The organism is Novosphingobium guangzhouense (assembly GCF_002896965.1).
Classification (GTDB): Bacteria; Pseudomonadota; Alphaproteobacteria; order Sphingomonadales; family Sphingomonadaceae; genus Novosphingobium; species Novosphingobium guangzhouense.
In genome coordinates, this window is record NZ_LYMM01000062.1 from 100,219 (window position 1) to 117,841 (window position 17,623).

At 65.9% G+C, this 17,623-nt stretch carries 14 protein-coding genes; 7 read left to right on the top strand and 7 right to left on the bottom strand.

Annotation, left to right across the window (positions count from 1 at the left end):
- Positions 1-108: 108 nt before the first annotated feature.
- From A8V01_RS20955 to A8V01_RS20985, 7 genes are all read right to left on the bottom strand, one after another.
- Positions 109-1,467 (bottom strand): sensor histidine kinase, encoded by a 1,359-nt coding sequence (locus A8V01_RS20955; RefSeq protein WP_103098237.1) that lies wholly within the window; start codon positions 1,465-1,467, stop codon positions 109-111.
- A complete protein-coding gene (locus A8V01_RS20960) occupies positions 1,464-2,141 on the bottom strand; it encodes a response regulator transcription factor (protein ID WP_103098238.1) in 678 nt (225 codons plus the stop codon). The genes A8V01_RS20955 and A8V01_RS20960 overlap by 4 nt, the downstream gene beginning before the upstream one ends.
- A gap of 93 nt (positions 2,142-2,234) precedes the next feature.
- On the bottom strand, positions 2,235-2,963 hold the full coding sequence (locus tag A8V01_RS20965) for a GntR family transcriptional regulator (RefSeq protein WP_103098239.1): 729 nt from the start codon (positions 2,961-2,963) through the stop codon (positions 2,235-2,237).
- A gap of 6 nt (positions 2,964-2,969) precedes the next feature.
- On the bottom strand, positions 2,970-3,872 hold the full coding sequence (locus tag A8V01_RS20970; RefSeq protein ID WP_103098240.1) for an N-acetylmuramic acid 6-phosphate etherase: 903 nt from the start codon (positions 3,870-3,872) through the stop codon (positions 2,970-2,972).
- Positions 3,873-3,885: 13 nt separating this feature from the next.
- Positions 3,886-5,448 carry a sodium:solute symporter gene (locus tag A8V01_RS20975; RefSeq protein WP_103098241.1) on the bottom strand — a complete coding sequence of 521 codons (1,563 nt, stop codon included), beginning with the start codon at positions 5,446-5,448 and terminating at the stop codon, positions 3,886-3,888.
- Positions 5,449-5,650: 202 nt separating this feature from the next.
- Complete coding sequence (locus A8V01_RS20980; RefSeq protein WP_103098363.1) at positions 5,651-8,362, bottom strand: TonB-dependent receptor domain-containing protein; 2,712 nt, start codon at positions 8,360-8,362, stop codon at positions 5,651-5,653.
- Between the two features lie 146 nt (positions 8,363-8,508).
- On the bottom strand, positions 8,509-9,606 hold the full coding sequence (locus A8V01_RS20985) for an anhydro-N-acetylmuramic acid kinase (RefSeq protein ID WP_103098242.1): 1,098 nt from the start codon (positions 9,604-9,606) through the stop codon (positions 8,509-8,511).
- 179 nt (positions 9,607-9,785) lie between these two features.
- Between A8V01_RS20985 and A8V01_RS20990 the strand changes: the two genes are divergently transcribed.
- The 7 genes from A8V01_RS20990 to A8V01_RS21020 all read left to right on the top strand — a co-directional run bounded on the left by A8V01_RS20990 (position 9,786) and on the right by A8V01_RS21020 (position 17,577).
- Positions 9,786-10,808 (top strand): SIS domain-containing protein, encoded by a 1,023-nt coding sequence (locus tag A8V01_RS20990; RefSeq protein ID WP_103098364.1) that lies wholly within the window; start codon positions 9,786-9,788, stop codon positions 10,806-10,808.
- The gene (nagA, locus tag A8V01_RS20995) at positions 10,805-11,968 is read left to right on the top strand and encodes an N-acetylglucosamine-6-phosphate deacetylase (protein ID WP_103098243.1); all 1,164 of its coding nucleotides are present in this window, start codon (positions 10,805-10,807) and stop codon (positions 11,966-11,968) included. Before A8V01_RS20990 ends, nagA begins: the two co-directional genes overlap by 4 nt.
- Positions 11,965-13,056, top strand: a complete 1,092-nt coding sequence (locus A8V01_RS21000) for a beta-N-acetylglucosaminidase domain-containing protein (protein WP_103098244.1) — start codon at positions 11,965-11,967, stop codon at positions 13,054-13,056. Before nagA ends, A8V01_RS21000 begins: the two co-directional genes overlap by 4 nt.
- A complete protein-coding gene (gene dld, locus A8V01_RS21005; RefSeq protein ID WP_103098245.1) occupies positions 13,053-14,750 on the top strand; it encodes a D-lactate dehydrogenase in 1,698 nt (565 codons plus the stop codon). Before A8V01_RS21000 ends, dld begins: the two co-directional genes overlap by 4 nt.
- The gene (locus tag A8V01_RS21010; RefSeq protein ID WP_103098246.1) at positions 14,747-15,616 is read left to right on the top strand and encodes a glucosamine kinase nucleotide-binding domain-containing protein; all 870 of its coding nucleotides are present in this window, start codon (positions 14,747-14,749) and stop codon (positions 15,614-15,616) included. Before dld ends, A8V01_RS21010 begins: the two co-directional genes overlap by 4 nt.
- Positions 15,609-16,271: an acetyltransferase gene (locus A8V01_RS21015; protein WP_146037344.1), complete on the top strand. Its 663-nt coding sequence runs from the start codon at positions 15,609-15,611 to the stop codon at positions 16,269-16,271. Before A8V01_RS21010 ends, A8V01_RS21015 begins: the two co-directional genes overlap by 8 nt.
- Before the next feature lie 442 nt (positions 16,272-16,713).
- Positions 16,714-17,577 (top strand): OmpA family protein, encoded by an 864-nt coding sequence (locus tag A8V01_RS21020; RefSeq protein WP_103098248.1) that lies wholly within the window; start codon positions 16,714-16,716, stop codon positions 17,575-17,577.
- Positions 17,578-17,623: the final 46 nt, after the last annotated feature.

Here is a 17,623-nt window from a genome sequence, read left to right on the forward strand (position 1 = left end):
AGCTTTCGCCGCCCTGCCCCCCCGCGCGGTCACGGCACCGGACCGGCGCGACGCCTCCCCCGCGTCACGTCGGTCCCTTTTTTGTCCGATACGGCAAGACCCGCCGTCTTACCGGGGTAGCGTCACCACGATACGCAGGCCCGGTCCGGCATCCTCCAGCACCAGCGTTCCCCGGTGCAGCCGCACGATCGCCTCCGCCAGCGGCAGACCCAGGCCATGGCCTTGCGGCCCATTCCGGCTCTCGCCCTGCCCCGCGTTCTGAACCCTGCCGAAACGACGCATCACCAGCGCACGCTGGGCCGCCGGAATGCCGGGGCCATCGTCCGTCACCACCAGCACCACCGCCTGCGCATCACGCGCGACGGACACCCTGATGCGCGTGCCGCGCGGCGTGTGCCGCACAGCGTTCTCCAGCATGTTGACGAGCAGTTGCGACAACATCTGACGATCGCCCGTCAGCGGCGCCGCGTCCGCACGCTCCATCAACACGCGCTGACCGCGCTCCTCGGCCACGGGCTGGACCATCTCGACGATTTCCGCCGCCAGCGCGCCCAGATCAAGCGACCGGAAACCCGCACGGCGCGATCCATTCTCGATCTCGGCTATCCGCAGCATCGCGGCGAACATGCCGAGCAGTTCGTCGGCCTGCTCGCGTGCCATCGCCAGCCGCGCGCGCAAGGGCTCTGCCTCGGCGCTCTGTTCCAGCATGGCCAGTTCGTTGCGAAGGCGCGCCAGCGGGGTTCGCATCTCATGTGATATATTATTGGAAACGTTGCGAATTTCCCCCATCAACAGGCTTATACGATCCAGCATCCGGTTGAATGCCCCGGCCTGCTGATCGAACTCCCCTTCGTCCCCCGGCATCGGCACACGGTGCGTCAGGTCACCCTCGATGATCGATTCCGCCGTCCGGCGCACAGCGTCGATACGCTTGCCCACCAGTCGCCGGAACGCCAGCAATCCGGCCAGCACCACCAGAATGATGGCACCGAACCCTGCAAGGTAGATACGCCGCCGCATCGCGAAGTAATTGTCGACCGGTTCAGTCTCGGCAAAGACGGCAAGCCTCATCCCGCCGCCGACCTCACGCACAAGAACGCGCCCAGCGCTAAGCCCGACGATCCGGTCCTGCCGGCCAAGCGACGAATAGCCCAGCGGCAGTTCCCGGCTGAAGCTGGCGTTGCCCGCGATCCGATCACCGCGCGCATCGGTAAGCAGGACGCCAAGGTCGCCGGTATCACGCTGGCGGTTGAGTTCCACGATATGGCGGGCCAGTTCTTCCCGCACCGGCACCGTGCCCTTGGGCACCAACGCCTCGCTCTCCGACTCGATACGCTCGTCGACCAGCATCCGCACCATTGAGGCCGTTGCGAAGAACGTCCCGAACCCCGCCAGCGCGGTTACCGTCAGGAACAGCGCGAGGAACACGATCGTAAGACCGCGCAGCGACCGGGGGAGTGGCCTCATGCCCGCAACACGTACCCCATGCCGCGCACGGTGCCGATCGGGTCGTCCCCGTGCTGCTGCAGCTTGATCCGCAGCTGGCGGATGTGCGCGTCGACGATATTGGTGGTGGTCGTGAAGTCCTGCCCCCAGATGCGCTCAATCAGCATCGGACGCGTGACCACCGACCCGGCATCGCGCGCCAGTTCCAGAAGCAGCCGGAACTCGGTCTGCGAAAGTGCCAGCGGTTGCCCGCCGCGCCATGCCATCACGCGTGAGGGGCTGATGACGATATCTCCTGCCGCTACCGTATCGCCGGGCTGTTCGCTGGTCCGCCGCCCACGCACAAGGGCATTGAGGCGCGCGTTAAGTTCGAGCGGATCGGCCGGCTTCACGACGTAATCGTCAGCCCCGGCCTCCAGCCCCTCCACCTTGTCGAGCGTCTGGCCAAGCGCGGTAAGCATCAGCACCGGCATCGTCATGTCCTGCGCGCGCATTTCGCGCAGCACTGTAATGCCGTCCATCGAGGGCAGCATCCAGTCCAACACCACGGCGTCGAAGGCGCTGCTGCCAAGCATCGACAGTGCTTCGGGGCCGTCCCCGGCCGCCGCCACGTCATGCTCGAAATGGGTCAGCTGCTCTGTCAGCTGGCGGCTCAGGTGTCGGTCGTCCTCGACCAGAAGTATGCGAAGGCTCATGCGGACCTGTCCCGCGTAAAGTTGAGCCTTGGGCCATACTTCGCGACCGGCGGCAACGCCAGCCCGCAGACGCCGCCCGCGAATGAGCCCCGGTCAGATGTCCTTCAGTTCGGACACGAATTCGTAGCGGTCGCCGCGATAAACGGACCGGGTGAACTCCACAATGCGGCCGTCAGGGATGCGCGTCACGCGTTCGATGCGCAGGACTTCGGAGTTCTGTTTGACGCTGAGGATGCCCGCTTCGGTCGGCGTCGCCAGCGATGCGCGCACCCGCTGCAGGCCCGAAGTCGGCCGAAAGCCGTGAATATCAAGCGCTTCGTAAAGCGAATCACCAAGCGCATCGAGGTCGGGCAGGAACTGCGCCGGGATCACCGCATGCTCTATCGCCAGCGGCTCGCCCCCGGCCAGGCGCACGCGGCCGAGGCGCGCTACGCGGGCCATCGGGGAAACCTCCAGAGCGGCCGCTTCTTCTTCGGTGGGCTGGGCGTAAGTCTTGTTGATCCACACCACGCCCGGCGCTTCGCCGCGCGAACGGGTGTCGTCGCTGAAGCTGCTCAGCTTGCTGCCGGGCGTCTCGATCCGGCGCGCGACGAACGTGCCGGACCCCTGCTTGCGCACCAGCACGCCTTCGTCGATCAGTTGTTCGATGCCCTTGCGCACGGTCACGCGCGACATGCCCGCCATCTCGCTGAGATCACGCTCGGAAGGGAGTGCGCTGCCCGGATCGATGCCACCGCTGCTGATATGCTCGCGCAGGCTCCGCGCGAGTTGCAGGTAAAGCGGCCCGCCGTCGTCGTTTCGCGTCCAGGCAATGTCACGCATGGTCGATCAGCCTCGCCCTTCCAGCGTTTTTCCGACTTTCTTCAAAGCCTTGCGCAAGTCTCCACCACCGGCGGCAAGCAGCGACCGCCCTTCGTCAACGGAGGCACCCAGCGCGACCAGAACGCCGAGCCGGATGTCGTTGCCCGCCGCTTCAAGGGCCTGCGCGGCGGCTTCGGCATCCACGGCCGCGATATCCTGAACCATGCCGCGCCCGCGTTGCAAGAGCTTCGCGTTCGATATGCGCATGGCGACCATGCGGCCTTCGTAGACGAGGCCACGGCGGATCATGATTGCGGTGGAAAGCAGGTTGAGCATCGCCTTCTGCGCGGTGCCCGCCTTCATTCGCGTGGAACCACCCACGATTTCGCTGCCGGTGACGGCGCATATCGGGCACTCAGCGGCACTCAACAGCACCGAACCGGCGTTGTTGGCGACACCGACGGTCAGCGCGCCCAGGGCACGGGCCTGTTCGATAGCCGCGAGCGTGTAAGGTGTGCGACCGCTGGCGGCGACGCCGATCACTACGTCGCTAGGACCGATCCCCGCCGAGACAACCTCGCGCCGGCCGGCCTCGACATCGTCCTCTGCCCCTTCGTAAGCTTCGGTAAGGGCGCTGGTGCCGCCCGCCATGAGGAACACCATGCGCCCCATCGGCCAGCCGAACGTGGGCCACAGTTCCGCCCCGTCCTGCACCGCAAGACGGCCCGATGTTCCGGCGCCCACGAAGACCAGCCGCCCGGTTTCGCCGAGCCGCTCTGCTGCTGCTTCCGCCGCGCGGGCGATGGCCTGGGTCTGCGACTGAAGCGCGGCGATGGCGGCCATCTGCCCTTCCAGCATCGCCTCTACGGCAAGGTCAGTCGGCCAGAGGTCAAGATCGCGGTAACGGGGGTCGAGAGCTTCGGTTTTCATGGTATACCTTGGATCAGTCGGTGGCCGCCAGTGCCTTGCCGGAACCGGCAGGCACGACGCAGACCACGAAGGCCACCAGCGTGGCAATGCAGAGCTGGAACGGGAACGACAGGCCGCTCAGCGCTTTGGGCATGCCGACGGCGTGGGCGATACCGGGCTGAAGCAACAGAACCGTGACAAAGCCGACAATGAGCGAGGCGATCACCGACCCGGTCGTCCCGCGCGAGGTAAACAGCGCGGTGAAGTAGACGCCCAGCAGCCCCGCATACGTGAACACCATCACCTGCAGCGCGAATTCCAGCAGGCCCATGTCGGTGTAGCGCTGCCAGTAGAACGAGACGATCGCCATCACGAACATCGCGAAACCGATCACGCCCATGCCTGCGCGTCCGGCGCTGACGTAGTGATGCTCGGGCGGGCTGGAACGCTTTTCCTTCCACGGCCGGTAGAAGTCCTGCACCAGCACCGAGGACATGGCGTTGAGCGCCGAGTTGGTGGTGGCAACGGCCGCCGCGCAGATGCCGATGGTGACAAGGCCGCGCAGGCCGCCCGGAAGCTGCGTGAGGATATAGTGCATGAAGATGCTGATCTTCTCGCCGCCGAACTGGTTCCCGGCAGACGCGGTGGCGCCGCCCATCAGGTCCGGGCGATCGTAGAAGACATAAAGCAAAAGGCCGATGACGATGAACATGCCCACCGTCGGCACCGTTGCCAGCACCGAGAGATAGAGGCTCTTCGCGCCGGTCTTCGCGTCCTTGCACGAAAGCAGGCGCTGCGTGGTATCCTGATCCATGCCCGCGTTGGCGATGTAGAGCAGCGACAGCCCGAGCACGATCGCCAGCATCGAGAACGGACGCGAAAGATCCATCGAGAAGTCAAACAGCTTGAGCTTGTTAACGCCTTCGGGCGTGTGCATCAGCCCCTGAACGATCTCTGCGTTGGAGGCCGGGATCGACAGGCGCAGGAACACCAGCACCGCGATGGCCGAACCCAGATAGACCACAAACTGGATCAGGTCATTCCACAGGACCGACTTGAGCCCGCCGACGAACGTGAACAGCACGCTGGCCACGATCAGCACGGCAGCCGCGATCATGATGCCCTGCGCTTCCACAGTGCCGGTGATGACCATCGCCAGCGCAATCGCCGCAAGGTAGACGCGCGCGCCCCCTGCGAAGACACGGCCGACCAGGAACATGCCTCCCGCCCAGCGCGTCGCCTTTTCGGAAAAGCGCATGGTAAGCAGTTCGTAAGCGGTCGTCGCCTTGATCGCGTAGAAGCGCGGGATCATCACGTGCGCGACGAAGATCGCGCCGATGAGGCCGCCGATGTTCCCCGAAAGATACGTCAGATCGCCGTGGTAGCCATAGTCCGGCCCACCCAGGAAGGTCGCGGCCGATTGCGTCGCGGACAGCACTGAAATCGCTGCCAGCCACGCGGGCACGCTGCCGCCTGCAAGGAAATAGTCATGCGCCGAAGCGGTCTTGCGCGGGGTGAATATCCACCCGCCCGCGACAAGCAGCAGGAGGTAGGCGGCGATCACCAGCCAGTCCGCCATGGAAAATGGCAGCGTCATCGCGATAGTCTCCAAAATACGTGTCGTCGTCGGATAGCCGGGGCTTCGACAAGCCCAGCGTGAGCGGACTTGAAAGCAGGTCCGTGAATACCGCTCAGCCTGAGCTTGTCGAAGCCCCCGAAACCAGAGCCACCCAGAGGAAAAAGCGGGCGCCCGGCCGGAGGAGAAGTGGCCGGGCGCACCGTCAGGGTGGGAATGTTCCTCAGATATGCGCGGTCAGCGAAAGGCCGATCGTGCGCCCAAGGATATCGTAGGTGTCGGGGAAGGTGTTGAACACACCGCCCGTCGTCACCCTGGGGGGGTTCTTGTCGAACAGGTTGTAGACGCCTGCGGTCATCGTGATGCCCTCGACGAAGTCATACGAGGCCGAAAGATCGAAGGTGTTCTGCGCCTTGATCGTCTCGGTCGAGCCGACGGTGCTCGAACGCACCTTGCCGATGCGCTGCCAGTCGAACTGGATCACGCCCTTGTCGAGAAGCAGGCCCATGCCAACGGTGTGGCGATAGTCGGGCTGCACCAGCGTCGTGCCGTCGCTCGAACAGGTGGCACCGAACGTGCCCTTGCACTGGATCGCGGCGACAGTGGAGTTCGCCTGGATCTTGTACGAAGTGACGATATTGCCCTGATAGCTCAGGCGCAGGCCATCGCCCGGCAGCCAGTCCTGACGCAGCGTGTAGCTGGCCGAGATGTCGAGGCCGCGCTGCAGCAGGCGTCCAAGGTTCTGGTTGTTGACGTAGGCGTCCTTGAAGGTGCCGTCCGAATTGCGGGTCACCAGCTGGCACAGCGGGTTACCGGCGGTGGGGTCGGTGATGTAGCAGCTGGTGATCGCTGCAATCGGCTGGATCACGCCGACCGCGCCCTTGAGATCAAGCTCGTACCAGTCGACGGTCACGGTCAGGCCCGGCACGAATGTCGGGGTGATCACGACGCCTGCAGTGGTGGTGTAGCCGGTTTCCGGCTTCAGATCCGGGTTGCCGCCGTAATAGTAGTTGCCGGTCAGGTAGCTGGCGGCGTTGGAATCCGCCGAACCCACCGCAGGCGCACCGAAGCGGGCGCACTGCTCGGCATTGCCGGTGCCAAGCACGCAAGGGTCACCACCGTAGCGCGGCTTGAGGCGATCGACGGTAACCAGGTTGCTGAACGGCAGCGAGGAAACGCCGCCCGCGAATTCACCGAAGTTGGGGGTGCGCAGCACGCGCTGGTACGTGCCGCGAACGCGCACGTTGCTGTCGACTTCCCAGTTGCCCTCGACCTTCCAGGTGCCGTGGGTGCCGAACAGATTGTAGTCCGACAGGCGGTATGCGCCGCCGACGTCCAGCTTGCGGATCAGCGGCAGGTCATGCAGCACCGGGATCAGTACTTCGCCGTAGAGTTCCTTCACATCGAACGAACCGCTGTAGGCCGCCTGCACGCCCTGACGGTACGTGTTGCCGGTCAGCAGCGCGGTGTCCTGATCGATGTTCGCGGTCTCGCGGCGGTACTCGACGCCGACCGCGAAACCGATCGGGCCTGCGGGCAGCGAGAACAGCTCTTCCAGCGTGCCGCTGAGGGTGGCGGCGGCGACGAACTGATCACGCTTGCGGTTGAAGCCATTGATCGAGGTGCCCAGCGCGTCGGCAAGGCCATCCGCGTTCGGGCCGAAGATGTCGACAGTATTGACGATCGAGGCGAAGTTGTTCGCGCCCGCATTGTTCGCGACAAGGCCGTCACCGTTGATCAGCGTATTCTCGGTCGAACGGCCGTACTGCGCATAGGCGTTCCACTTGATCGCGCTGGTCAGCGGACCGCGCAGGCCGGTCTGCAGCTGCAGCGTGTTACGCTCGGTCTCGTATTCGATGAGGCCCAGTTCATAGAGCGAGCGCGAGATGCCGACTTGCGCCGTGCCGTTCACGAAGGTCAGCTGGTTGCGGATCGCATCGGTCAGGAACGGGTTGCTCTCGCTGATCGAATAGGTGCCGTTGATCGACACCGGCGTCGCGCCCGGCGTGCCCGTCTCGGTCGTGCGGGTGTTGGTGTACATCGCGCGGCCGTAGACTTCGATCTGCGGCGTGATCTCGTACTTGTAGAGCGCGGCGACGTTGATGCGCTTGAGCGGCGAGACCAGCGGGTAGCGATCAGACACGTTGGACGTGGCCGAAGGATTGGTGGTGAATTCGCCGCTGTCGGTGAAGCCGAACTTGCGGCCGCTGGCCACGTCGGTGAAGACGCCGCCGATGCTCGGGATCGTCTGGTTGGGCGTCTCGGCCCAGTCACGCTGGCCGGCGCGGATAAGGTCGCGCTGGGTGTAATCCGCCGCGATCACCAGGTTGCCGCGATCGCCAAGGCCAGTGCCCAGCATGATCGAGCCACCGTACTGCGCACCGCCGCGCGTCGACAGGCGGCTGGAGGCGTTGGCGCGGATGCCTTCGAAATCGTCATTCAGGATGAAGTTCACGACGCCCGCAACCGCGTCGGCGCCGTAGACGGCAGCGGCGCCGCCGGTCAGCACGTCGGTCCGCTTGATGAGCGATGCGGGAATGGAGTTCACGTCCACGGAGTTGCGGAAGCTGAACGGCGCGGCGCGGGTGCCGTCGATCAGAACGAGCGAGCGGCTCTGGCCGAAGTTGCGCAGTTCCAGAACCTGGGCGCCGAACGCGTCGCTACCCTGCGAACCCTGGCGGACACCGCCCGAAAGCTGGGGAATCTTGGTCGAGAAATCCTCGATGGTCAGTGCCGACTGCAGCTTGATCTGCTCTTCCGAAGTGGAGGCGATCGGGCTGCTGGACTTGACGCCCGGCAGCGAAATGCGGGTGCCGGTGACGACGATGTCTGCGCCGGCGGCCGAATCGTCAGCGGACTGGGCAAAGGCCGGCGCATTGACCAGCGCAATGGCGAGCGCAGCGACGCCCACCGCGTTCCTGTTAAACTTAACCATCGGATTTCCCTTCATTTTCCGACTTCCCTGAACCCAGTCACCGCCCGATGCCCCATGGGGCGACCCGAGGACTCGGCGGTTTTTCGCTGGATTTTTCCATCAACCATACCGGTTTTGATTTGTAAAGTACCGGTATGCTATTGGTTCTATGCGAATGCAGCTTCCGGACGCCATAGCGTGCCCCCGGTCAGCGCTGCGGGAGCGCCCGTAGTGCCCGGATAAGTCAGCGGCAAGCCCCGAAAGCTGCGCACTGCAAGGAAGGCCATCGCCTCTGCCTCCACGAAGTCGCTGCGCAGACCAAGATCGTCTGCCGCGCGGCAATCACCGATCCGATCGCGCAAAGCCTGCATGAGCACGGGGTTGTGACATCCACCGCCGCAGACCACCCAGAGCCGCGGCTGCTGCGGCAGACTGCGCGCCGCGAGTGCCACCGATTCCGCCGTGAACGCCGTCAGTGTTGCCGCCGCATCCTCAAGCGAGCAGCCGTCCGCCCATTCGAGCGGGAAGTCATAGCGATCGAGCGATTTCGGTCCCTCTTCGCGGAAGTGCCCATGCGATAACAACTGCGCCAGCACCGCCTCATCCACGCGCCCCGCCGCAGCGAAACGCCCGCCATCGTCGTAACGGCCACGCCCGCGCGCCTGCACGACCTGATCGATCAGCCCGTTGGCCGGCCCGGTGTCGAAGGCGATCAGCCCGCCATCCGCGCCGATAAAGGTCACGTTGGCCACACCGCCAAGGTTCAGGAACGCAACCGGCGCCCCCAGCCCCAGCTTGCCCGCCAGCGCCGCGTGATAGGCCGGCACCAGAGGCGCGCCCTGCCCGCCCGCCGCCAGATCGTCCTGCCGCATCCCCGCGACCACAGGCACGCCCAGCGCATCCGCCAGCCGCTGCGCATCGCCCAGTTGCACGGAGAGCCGCCGCTCAGGCCGGTGCAGCACCGTCTGACCGTGGAAACCCACCAGATCCGGCGCCCGCCCAGCCTCGGCAATCACTGCGCGCGCCGCACGCATGTGAACTTCATGGACCACCGCTTCCACCGCAGCGAAGCTGGTGGGCGCCGCGCCATGCCCGTTCCACGCCAGCGCTTCCGCCGTCGCCCACTCTATCAGTCCGCGCTCGGCATCGGAGAACGGCGACAGGAAGCTTGGTCCGAACGCGCCTACCTGTTCACCATCCGTCTCGATCAGCGCCGCGTCGACACCGTCGAGCGAGGTGCCGCTCATATAACCCAGTACCAGCATCCGCGTTGACCTCCGCCGCCATCGTGCCGACTTCCGGGGACGGCATCATCGAGTGAACGCGACAAGCGGTATCATGTGGACTGCGATTCACAAAACCAATTTAATGCCACTTGTGGAAAATTGACGAACTGGTATCTATACAGACCATGACCACAACGACACTCAAGGGCGCCACAAAGATGGCACAGGAGGCCAACGAGGCCCCGGCCCGCGCCGCCGCGCAGCTTCAGCTGAACGCCGATCTCGTCCGCGCGGCGGGCGAGCGCCTGCGCGAACTTGCCCCGCCCTTCGCCGCCACGCTGGCACGCGGAAGCTCTGACCAGGCCGCCGCATTTGCCAAGTTCCTGCTGGAAACTTATGCGGGCGTGCCCACGCTCAGCCATGCGCCTTCGGTCGGCTCGCTCTATCAGGCAACCTCTTCGCGCTTTGCGGGCGTGCCGCTGATAGCGATCTCGCAGTCGGGCGGCAGCCCGGACCTGATCGCCGCTGCCGAAGATGCGAAGCGACAGGGAGCGCTGGTGATCGCGATCGTCAACGTGGTCGATTCTCCGCTGGCCGAGCGCGCGGATATCGTCATCCCGGTCCACGCCGGCAGCGAAACCAGCGTGGCGGCGACCAAGAGCTTCGTGTGCACCCTTGTCGCCCTTGCCCACCTTGTTGCGGAGTGGAGCCAGGACGCGGGCCTGCTTGCCGCGCTGGGCACCATCGGCGACGTACTGCACAACGCCGCCGATGCCGATTGGACCCAAGCCGTGCCGCTGCTGCGCGATGCCGACGACATGCTGGTGCTTGGCCGCGGCCCCACCCTGCCCATCGCGGGCGAGGCCGCGCTGAAGCTCAAGGAAACCTCCAGCCTCCATGCCGAGGCATTCTCCAGTGCCGAAGTGGCGCACGGGCCGATGACACTGGTGGGCGAAGGCGATCCGGTGCTGGTGCTTGCCCCGCTCGACGTGGCGCGCACCGGCCTTCGCGAGCGTCTGGAAGACTTTGCTGCGCGCGGCGCCAGAGTGATCGCGGCGGGCCTGCCCGAAGACATTGCAGCCGCGCAACTGGTCCTGCCGATGCGCACCGATGTGCATCCGGCCGCAGGCGCCATCGCCCAGATCCAGAGCTTCTACGCGCTGGCCGAAGCGCTTTCGCTGGCGCGCGGCCGCAACCCGGACAGCCCGCCGCATCTCAACAAGGTGACCCGCACGCTATGAGCCGCCAAGGGACCACCAGCCGCACCGCCATCACCGGCGCGCGCATCGTGCTGGCCGACCGCGTGGTCGAAAGGCAGGCGCTGATCCTTGAAGGCGAACGCATCGTCGGGCTTGCCGAAACGGTACCCGATGACTGCGCGGTCGAGGATCTGCGCGGCGGCTGGCTGCTGCCTGGCTTTATCGATACGCAAGTGAACGGCGGCGGCGACGTGCTGTTCAACGACATGCCCTGCATCGAGGGTATCCGTGCGATCGCGCAGGCCCACCGCCGCTATGGCACCACCGGCCTGCTGCCCACGCTCATCAGCGACTACGCCCCCGTGGTCGATGCCGCCATCGCTGCGGGTGAGGACGCGCTGGCGGCCGGGGTTCCCGGCGTTCTGGGCGTCCACATCGAAGGGCCGCACCTCAACCCCGTGAAGAAGGGCATCCACGACGCGCAGCGCTTCAGCACCGTCGATGCAGCAGTGATCGCCCGCCTTGCTGCTCCCACCACCGGCCGCCGCATCGTTACCCTTGCCCCGGAACTCGCACCCGCAGGCAGCGTGCGCGCGCTGGCGGATGCGGGCATCCTTGTCTGCGCCGGGCACAGTCTGGCCGACTACGACCAGACCCGCGCGGCGCTGGCCGAGGGGCTTTGCGGCTTCACGCACCTGTTCAACGCGATGACCCAGTTCCTCAGTCGCGAACCCGGCATGGTGGGCGCCGCGCTGGAAGATCGCGCCAGCCACTTCGGCCTGATCGTCGACGGGCTGCACGTCCACCCTGCCGCCATGCGCGTCGCGCTGATGGCGCGCGGCGTGGAAGGCGCCATGCTGGTGACAGACGCGATGCCACCCGTTGGCGGCCGTTCCAACCGCTTCACCCTGATGGGGCAGGACATCACCGTCGGCGACGGCGGCTGCCGTGGCCCTGACGGTACGCTTGCCGGATCGGCGCTGACGATGGCGCAGGCGGTGCGCAACACGATGGACATGATCGGCTGCGACATCGTCACCGCATCGCGCATGGCCAGCGGCAACCCCGCCCGCTTCCTGCGACTGGATAAGGAAACGGGCACGATCGCGCCTGGCCTGCGCGCAGATCTTGTCCACCTTGACGAAGCGCGCCTTGTCACCGCAACGTGGATCGGCGGCCAGCGCGAGGACAGCCGCGAATGAGTGCGACCCTCTCCCGTCCCGAACCCCGTCCCGAACTGGGCCTCATCGAAGGCCGCTTCGGCCGTATCTGGGACGAGGCGGAGCGCAGCTATGTTGTGCGCACGCTCGCCGCAGCAGGCTATGGTTTCTACCATTACGGCCCCAAGGCGGACCGGCCGCTGCGCCGGGAATGGCGGCGCACGCACGGCGCGGCAGAGGCGGACGGGCTTGCGCGCCTGTCGGCCGAAGTGCGCGCGGCAGGCATGCGGTTCGGCATCGCGCTGACGCCGGTGGGCTCAACCCACCCCTTCGACGATGACGCCCGCGCCGACCTTACGCGCCGGGTCGCCGATCTTGATGCGCTGGGCATCGACGATCTTTGCATCCTGTTCGACGACCTGCGCGGCGACATGCCTGAACTGGCCGCGCGGCAGGCGGACGTGGTGAACTTCTGCGCCGACCTGACGCACGCCACGCGGGTCTACACCTGCCCGACATACTATTCCGACGATCCGGTGCTGGACCTCGTCTTCGAACAGCGGCCGCAGGATTACCTTGGCGATCTGGGCCGCATGCTGGACCCGGCGGTGCAGGTCTACTGGACTGGCGAGGAGGTGTGCTCGAAAGCCATCGAGCCCGCCCACCTTGAGCGCGTGGCGGGCGAACTGGGGCGGCCGGTGTGCCTGTGGGACAACTGGCCGGTGAACGATGGCGCGCGCATGTCGCGCTTCCTGCATTTGCGCGCCTTCACCGGGCGCAGCGCCGATGCTGCGCAGCATATCACCGGCCACGCGGTCAATCCGGCGATCCAGGCGCACCTTGGCTGCATCCCCGCGCTGACCTTGCCGATGGTCTACGACCAGCGGGAACGCTATGCCTATGGGGCCGCCTTCGCCGCTGCGGCACGCACGCTTGTGGGAGAGGAACTGGCCGCCATGCTGCAGCAGGACATCGCCGCATTGCAGGACGTCGGCCTCGAACGCCTTGGCGCGCGGGGCAACCGGCTATGGGCGCGCTACGAAGCGATCGATCACCCCGCCGCGCGCGAGATCGTGCGCTGGCTGAACGGCGAAGACCTTATGACCGACGATGAGGTGCAGACGCAGTGAGCGCCCTCCTCTCCACCTTGCGCGCAGCGGTCGGCAAGCGGCACGTGCTCACATCGGCGCGCGCCACGGCGCGATACCGCAAGGGCTATCGCACCGGCGAAGGCCCGGCGCTGGCGGTGGTGCGGCCGGGCTCGCTCGTGGAGCTGTGGAAGGTGGCGAGCGCCTGCGTGGCGGCGGACGTATCGATCATCGTCCAGGCATCGAACACCGGCCTCACCGGCGGATCGACGCCGGACGGAGCGGACTATCCCGGCGGTCTCGTCATCATCAGCACCACGCGGCTGGCGGGGCTGCGCGTGATCCGCGAAGGGCAACAGGTGCTCTGCATGCCGGGCACTACGCTGAACCGGCTGGAGCAGGCGCTGCGTCCCTATGGGCGCGAACCGCATTCGGTCATCGGATCGTCCTGCCTCGGCGCCTCGGTGGTGGGGGGCGTGTGCAACAATTCGGGCGGATCGCTGGTGCGGCGCGGCCCCGCCTACACCGAGATGGCGCTTTACGCGCAGGTCCAGCCGGACGGCACGCTGCGCCTGTTCAATCACCTCGGCATCGCGCTTGGAGATGATCCCGAGGCAATCCTCTCGCGGCTAGACGCCGGCGATTTCACCGACGCCGACGTCGACCCGGCACAAGAGCGCCGCGCCCACGACCATGACTATGCCGCCCACGTGCGCGACATCGACAGCCCTGTCCCCGCCCGCTTCAATGCTGACCCGCGCTGCCTGTTCGAAGCGGCTGGAAGCGCGGGCAAGCTGATCGTCTTCGCCGTCCGCCTTGACACTTTCGCGCGGGAGGAGGAGGCCGCAACCTTCTACCTGGGCACCAGCGATTCCGCGCGCCTGACGGAGCTGCGCCGCACCATGCTGCGCGATCTGCCTGCCCCGCCGATCGCGGGCGAGTACATGCACGCCGACGCGTTCGACATTGCCGACCGCTATGGCCGCGATACCTTCGTCGCCATCGAGAAGCTGGGCACCGATCGCCTGCCCGCCCTCTTCGCAGCAAAGGCCCGGTTCGACGGTGTGGCCGGAGACGGCGTCAGCGATCGCCTGATGCAACGCATGATGCAGGCCGCGGCCCGCTTCCTGCCCGACCATCTGCCCCCGCGCATGCGCAAATGGCGCACCCGCTTCGACCATCACCTGATCCTCAAGGTATCGCGCGATCAGGCCGATGCGGTGCGCGCGCTGCTTGCCGGCCTGTTCGGTGACGCGGTTGCCGATCACTTCGAATGCACCGCGCAGGAAGCCGCAAAGGCGTTTCTCCACCGCTTCGTGGCTGCAGGCGCGGCGGTGCGCTATCGTGCCGTTCATCGCTCCGAGGTGGAAGATATCGTCGCGCTCGACGTCGCGCTGCCCCGCAACACGATGGAATGGCAGGAACACCTGCCCGCCGATCTCGCCGCGCAGACGATCCACACGCTCTATTACGGGCACTTCTTCTGTCAGGTATTCCATCAGGACTACATCGTCAGGAAAGGCACTGATCCGCTGGCCTTCGAACACGCCCTGTGGAAGCTGCTTGACGAGCGCGGCGCCCAGTATCCGGCCGAACACAACGTCGGTCACCTTTATATCGCACGGCCCCAGCTGGCGGACTTCTACCGCAGCATAGACCCGCGCAACCAGCTCAACCCCGGCATCGGCCACACGCCCAAGGCGCGCGGCTGGTCCGGCACCGGAGACCCCGCATGACCTATTACCTCGGCATCGACGCAGGCGGCAGCAACTGCCGCGCACGGCTCATCAATGCTGCAGGCGAAGTGATCGGCGAGGGTCGTTCGGGCACCGCCAACGCGCGGATCGGGATCGAGGCGCTTTACGAAACGCTGAAGGACACCGCCGATCAGGCCGTGGCACAGGCAGACCTGTCCGACCTCCAGCGCGCCACGGTCCATGCCGGAATGGGCATCGCCGGGATCACTCGCCCCGGCGTGCGCGAGGCGCTGGCCGAACTCGACTTCGGATTCGCCTCGGTCAGCTACGCCACCGACGCCCAGATCGCCAACCTTGGCGCGCACGGCGGGCAGGACGGCGCGATCCTGATCATCGGCACCGGCAGCGCTGCACAGCTGCGGGTCGAGGGCCGCGAATTCACGATCGGCGGCTACGGCTTCCCCATCTCCGACGAAGGCAGCGGCGCGGCGCTCGGCCTTTCCGCCATGCGCCACGCCCTGCGCGCGCTTGACGGGCGCACCCGCAAGACCCCGCTGAGCGCCGCCGTGACCGAACGATTCGAGCATGACACCGCGCAGGCCATCGCCTGGATGGATCAGGCCACCCCGCGTGACTACGGCACCTTCGCACCACTGGTGATGGACTATGCGGAAGCCGACGACGCTATCGCCCGCTCCATCGTCGAGAATGCCGCCGGGCACATAGAGCGCTTCATCGAGACGATCTTCGAACGCGGCGCAACGCGCTGCACGCTTGTCGGCGGGCTGGCTCCGCGCATGCGCCCCTGGCTGCGCGCGCGCACCGTGGCCCGATTGAGCGAGGCGCTGGGCGATTCCCTCGACGGTGCGCTGCGGCTGGCGGGGTACGCGCCGGACGATGCCTGAGGGACCGCCTGACCGCAAGCCCAGCCTTGTCATCGTCGCGGGTGCCAGCGGGCAGCACGCCGCGGTCGTCTACGAGGCGGCCTTGCTTTCCGGCATTCCCGTAGCCGGGTTCGCTGCGATAGCGCGCAACGCTCCTGCCGCCGTGCTCGACTGCCCGCCGCTTGGTCAATTGGATGCCTGCACTGTCGAAGGGCGCAGTTTCGTCATTGCCTGCGGCTCCAACACCTTGCGCCGCGAACTGACCGAGCGCCTGCGCCAGCGCGGCGCGTGCTTTGCCGCCGTGGTGCACCCGGCCGCAATCGTATCCCCCAGCGCAACCATCGATCCGGGCGCAGTAGTGCTTGCGGGCGCCATCATCGGCCCGCGCGCAACGATTGGCGAAGGCGTCATCGTCAATCACGCGGCGGTCGTGGATCATGATTGCCGACTGGAGGCATTCGCCAACATCTGCCCCGGCGTTCGGCTGGCCGGGTGCGTCACGGTGCGCGCAGGCGCCTTCGTAGGGATCAATGCGGCCGTCATTCAGGGGATCGAAGTCGGCCACGACTCGATCGTCGGGGCAGGAGCGGCGGTGATCCGCGATGTCACGGCGGAAAGCATTGTAGGGGGTGTTCCGGCGAAGCTTTTGTCGCGGGATAATACCACGCCTAAATAAGCACTTATACTTGAACAATATCGCTAGTAATTACTTGATGCGGCCTTGCTGCAAGTAGGCTGCAACACCAAACCCGCGCACATAGCTCCGGTTCCCAGCACGCCGCGAAAAAACCTTCCACTATCGCAAACACCCTTCCCAAATTCCCCTCATGTATTCTCATGATAAGCAGAGTTGTGCTTGCGCACACGTGACAGCTTCGGTTCGTCGCACAATGCTCTCTGGCCACCGGCCTCCGGCGAGTGCGACGAGCCGTGTTCATCTAACCGCAAGGTGAACCTGAACAACCAGAACCTCCATGGTGTTCAGGTGTCGCTCCGCCGCACATCTTAGAAGCTGAATGGAGGGGTTCTGGCCGCCGCAACCGCGATCGTGCGGGCGTCGGTCGGACGAATAGCTGCGATGCGCAGGCCCGGTTGAACGTGTTTGAAGGAGTAGCGCAATGAGTGTCATTTCCAAGACCCCCCGAATTCTCCTGATGGCTGCCCTGCTGGGCGGCGTTGCCTCGGTCAGCGTTTCGGCGCAGGACGCCGGCGAATCCGATCTCTCGGTGCAGGTCACCGATACCAGCCCGGAAATGGTCAAGGGCCCGGACGTGAAGGGCATCATCTCGGCACGCAGCGGTGACCGCATGCAGGTTACCGCCGAAGACGGCACCCGCACGGTCGTGACCATCAACGATGCCACCAAGATCAAGGCCAGCAAGGGCTTCCTCGGCCTTGGCAGCGACAAGCTTGCCGCGACCTCTCTGCTCAACGGCATCCCGGTCGAAGTGGAAACGCTGCAGGGTGGCGGCGCCCTCCTTGCCAGCAAGATCGATCTGAAGGGCAAGGACATGAAGACCGCCCAGATGATCCACAACGGCACCGACCAGCGCTTCGCGTCTAACGAAGCCGCGACGGAGGGCCTGAAGGCCCGCATGGGCGATATCGACAAGTACAACATCAAGGGCACGACCAACGTGAACTTCGACACCGGCAAGTCCAAGCTGTCGCCTGAAGCGAAGCAGAGCCTGTGTCAGGCCGCGACCCAGGCAGAGGCGCAGGAGAACGCACTGCTGCTGGTGGTAGGCTACACCGATTCGACCGGTTCGGAAGAGATCAACCAGGCGCTCAGCGAAAAGCGTGCCAGCGCCGTGGTGAACTATCTGCAGCAGGCTTGCCACTGGAAGCCCTACCGCATGCTGACGCCGACCGGCATGTCGATGGCCGACCCCGTCGCGGATAACACGACCGAAGAAGGCAAGGCTCTGAACCGCCGCGTGGCCGTGAACATCATGGTCAGCAAGGCCGTCGACGGCATCTAAGCGGCATCGATATCGACGCTGAAAGAGCGGGCGGCCCCGACAGGCC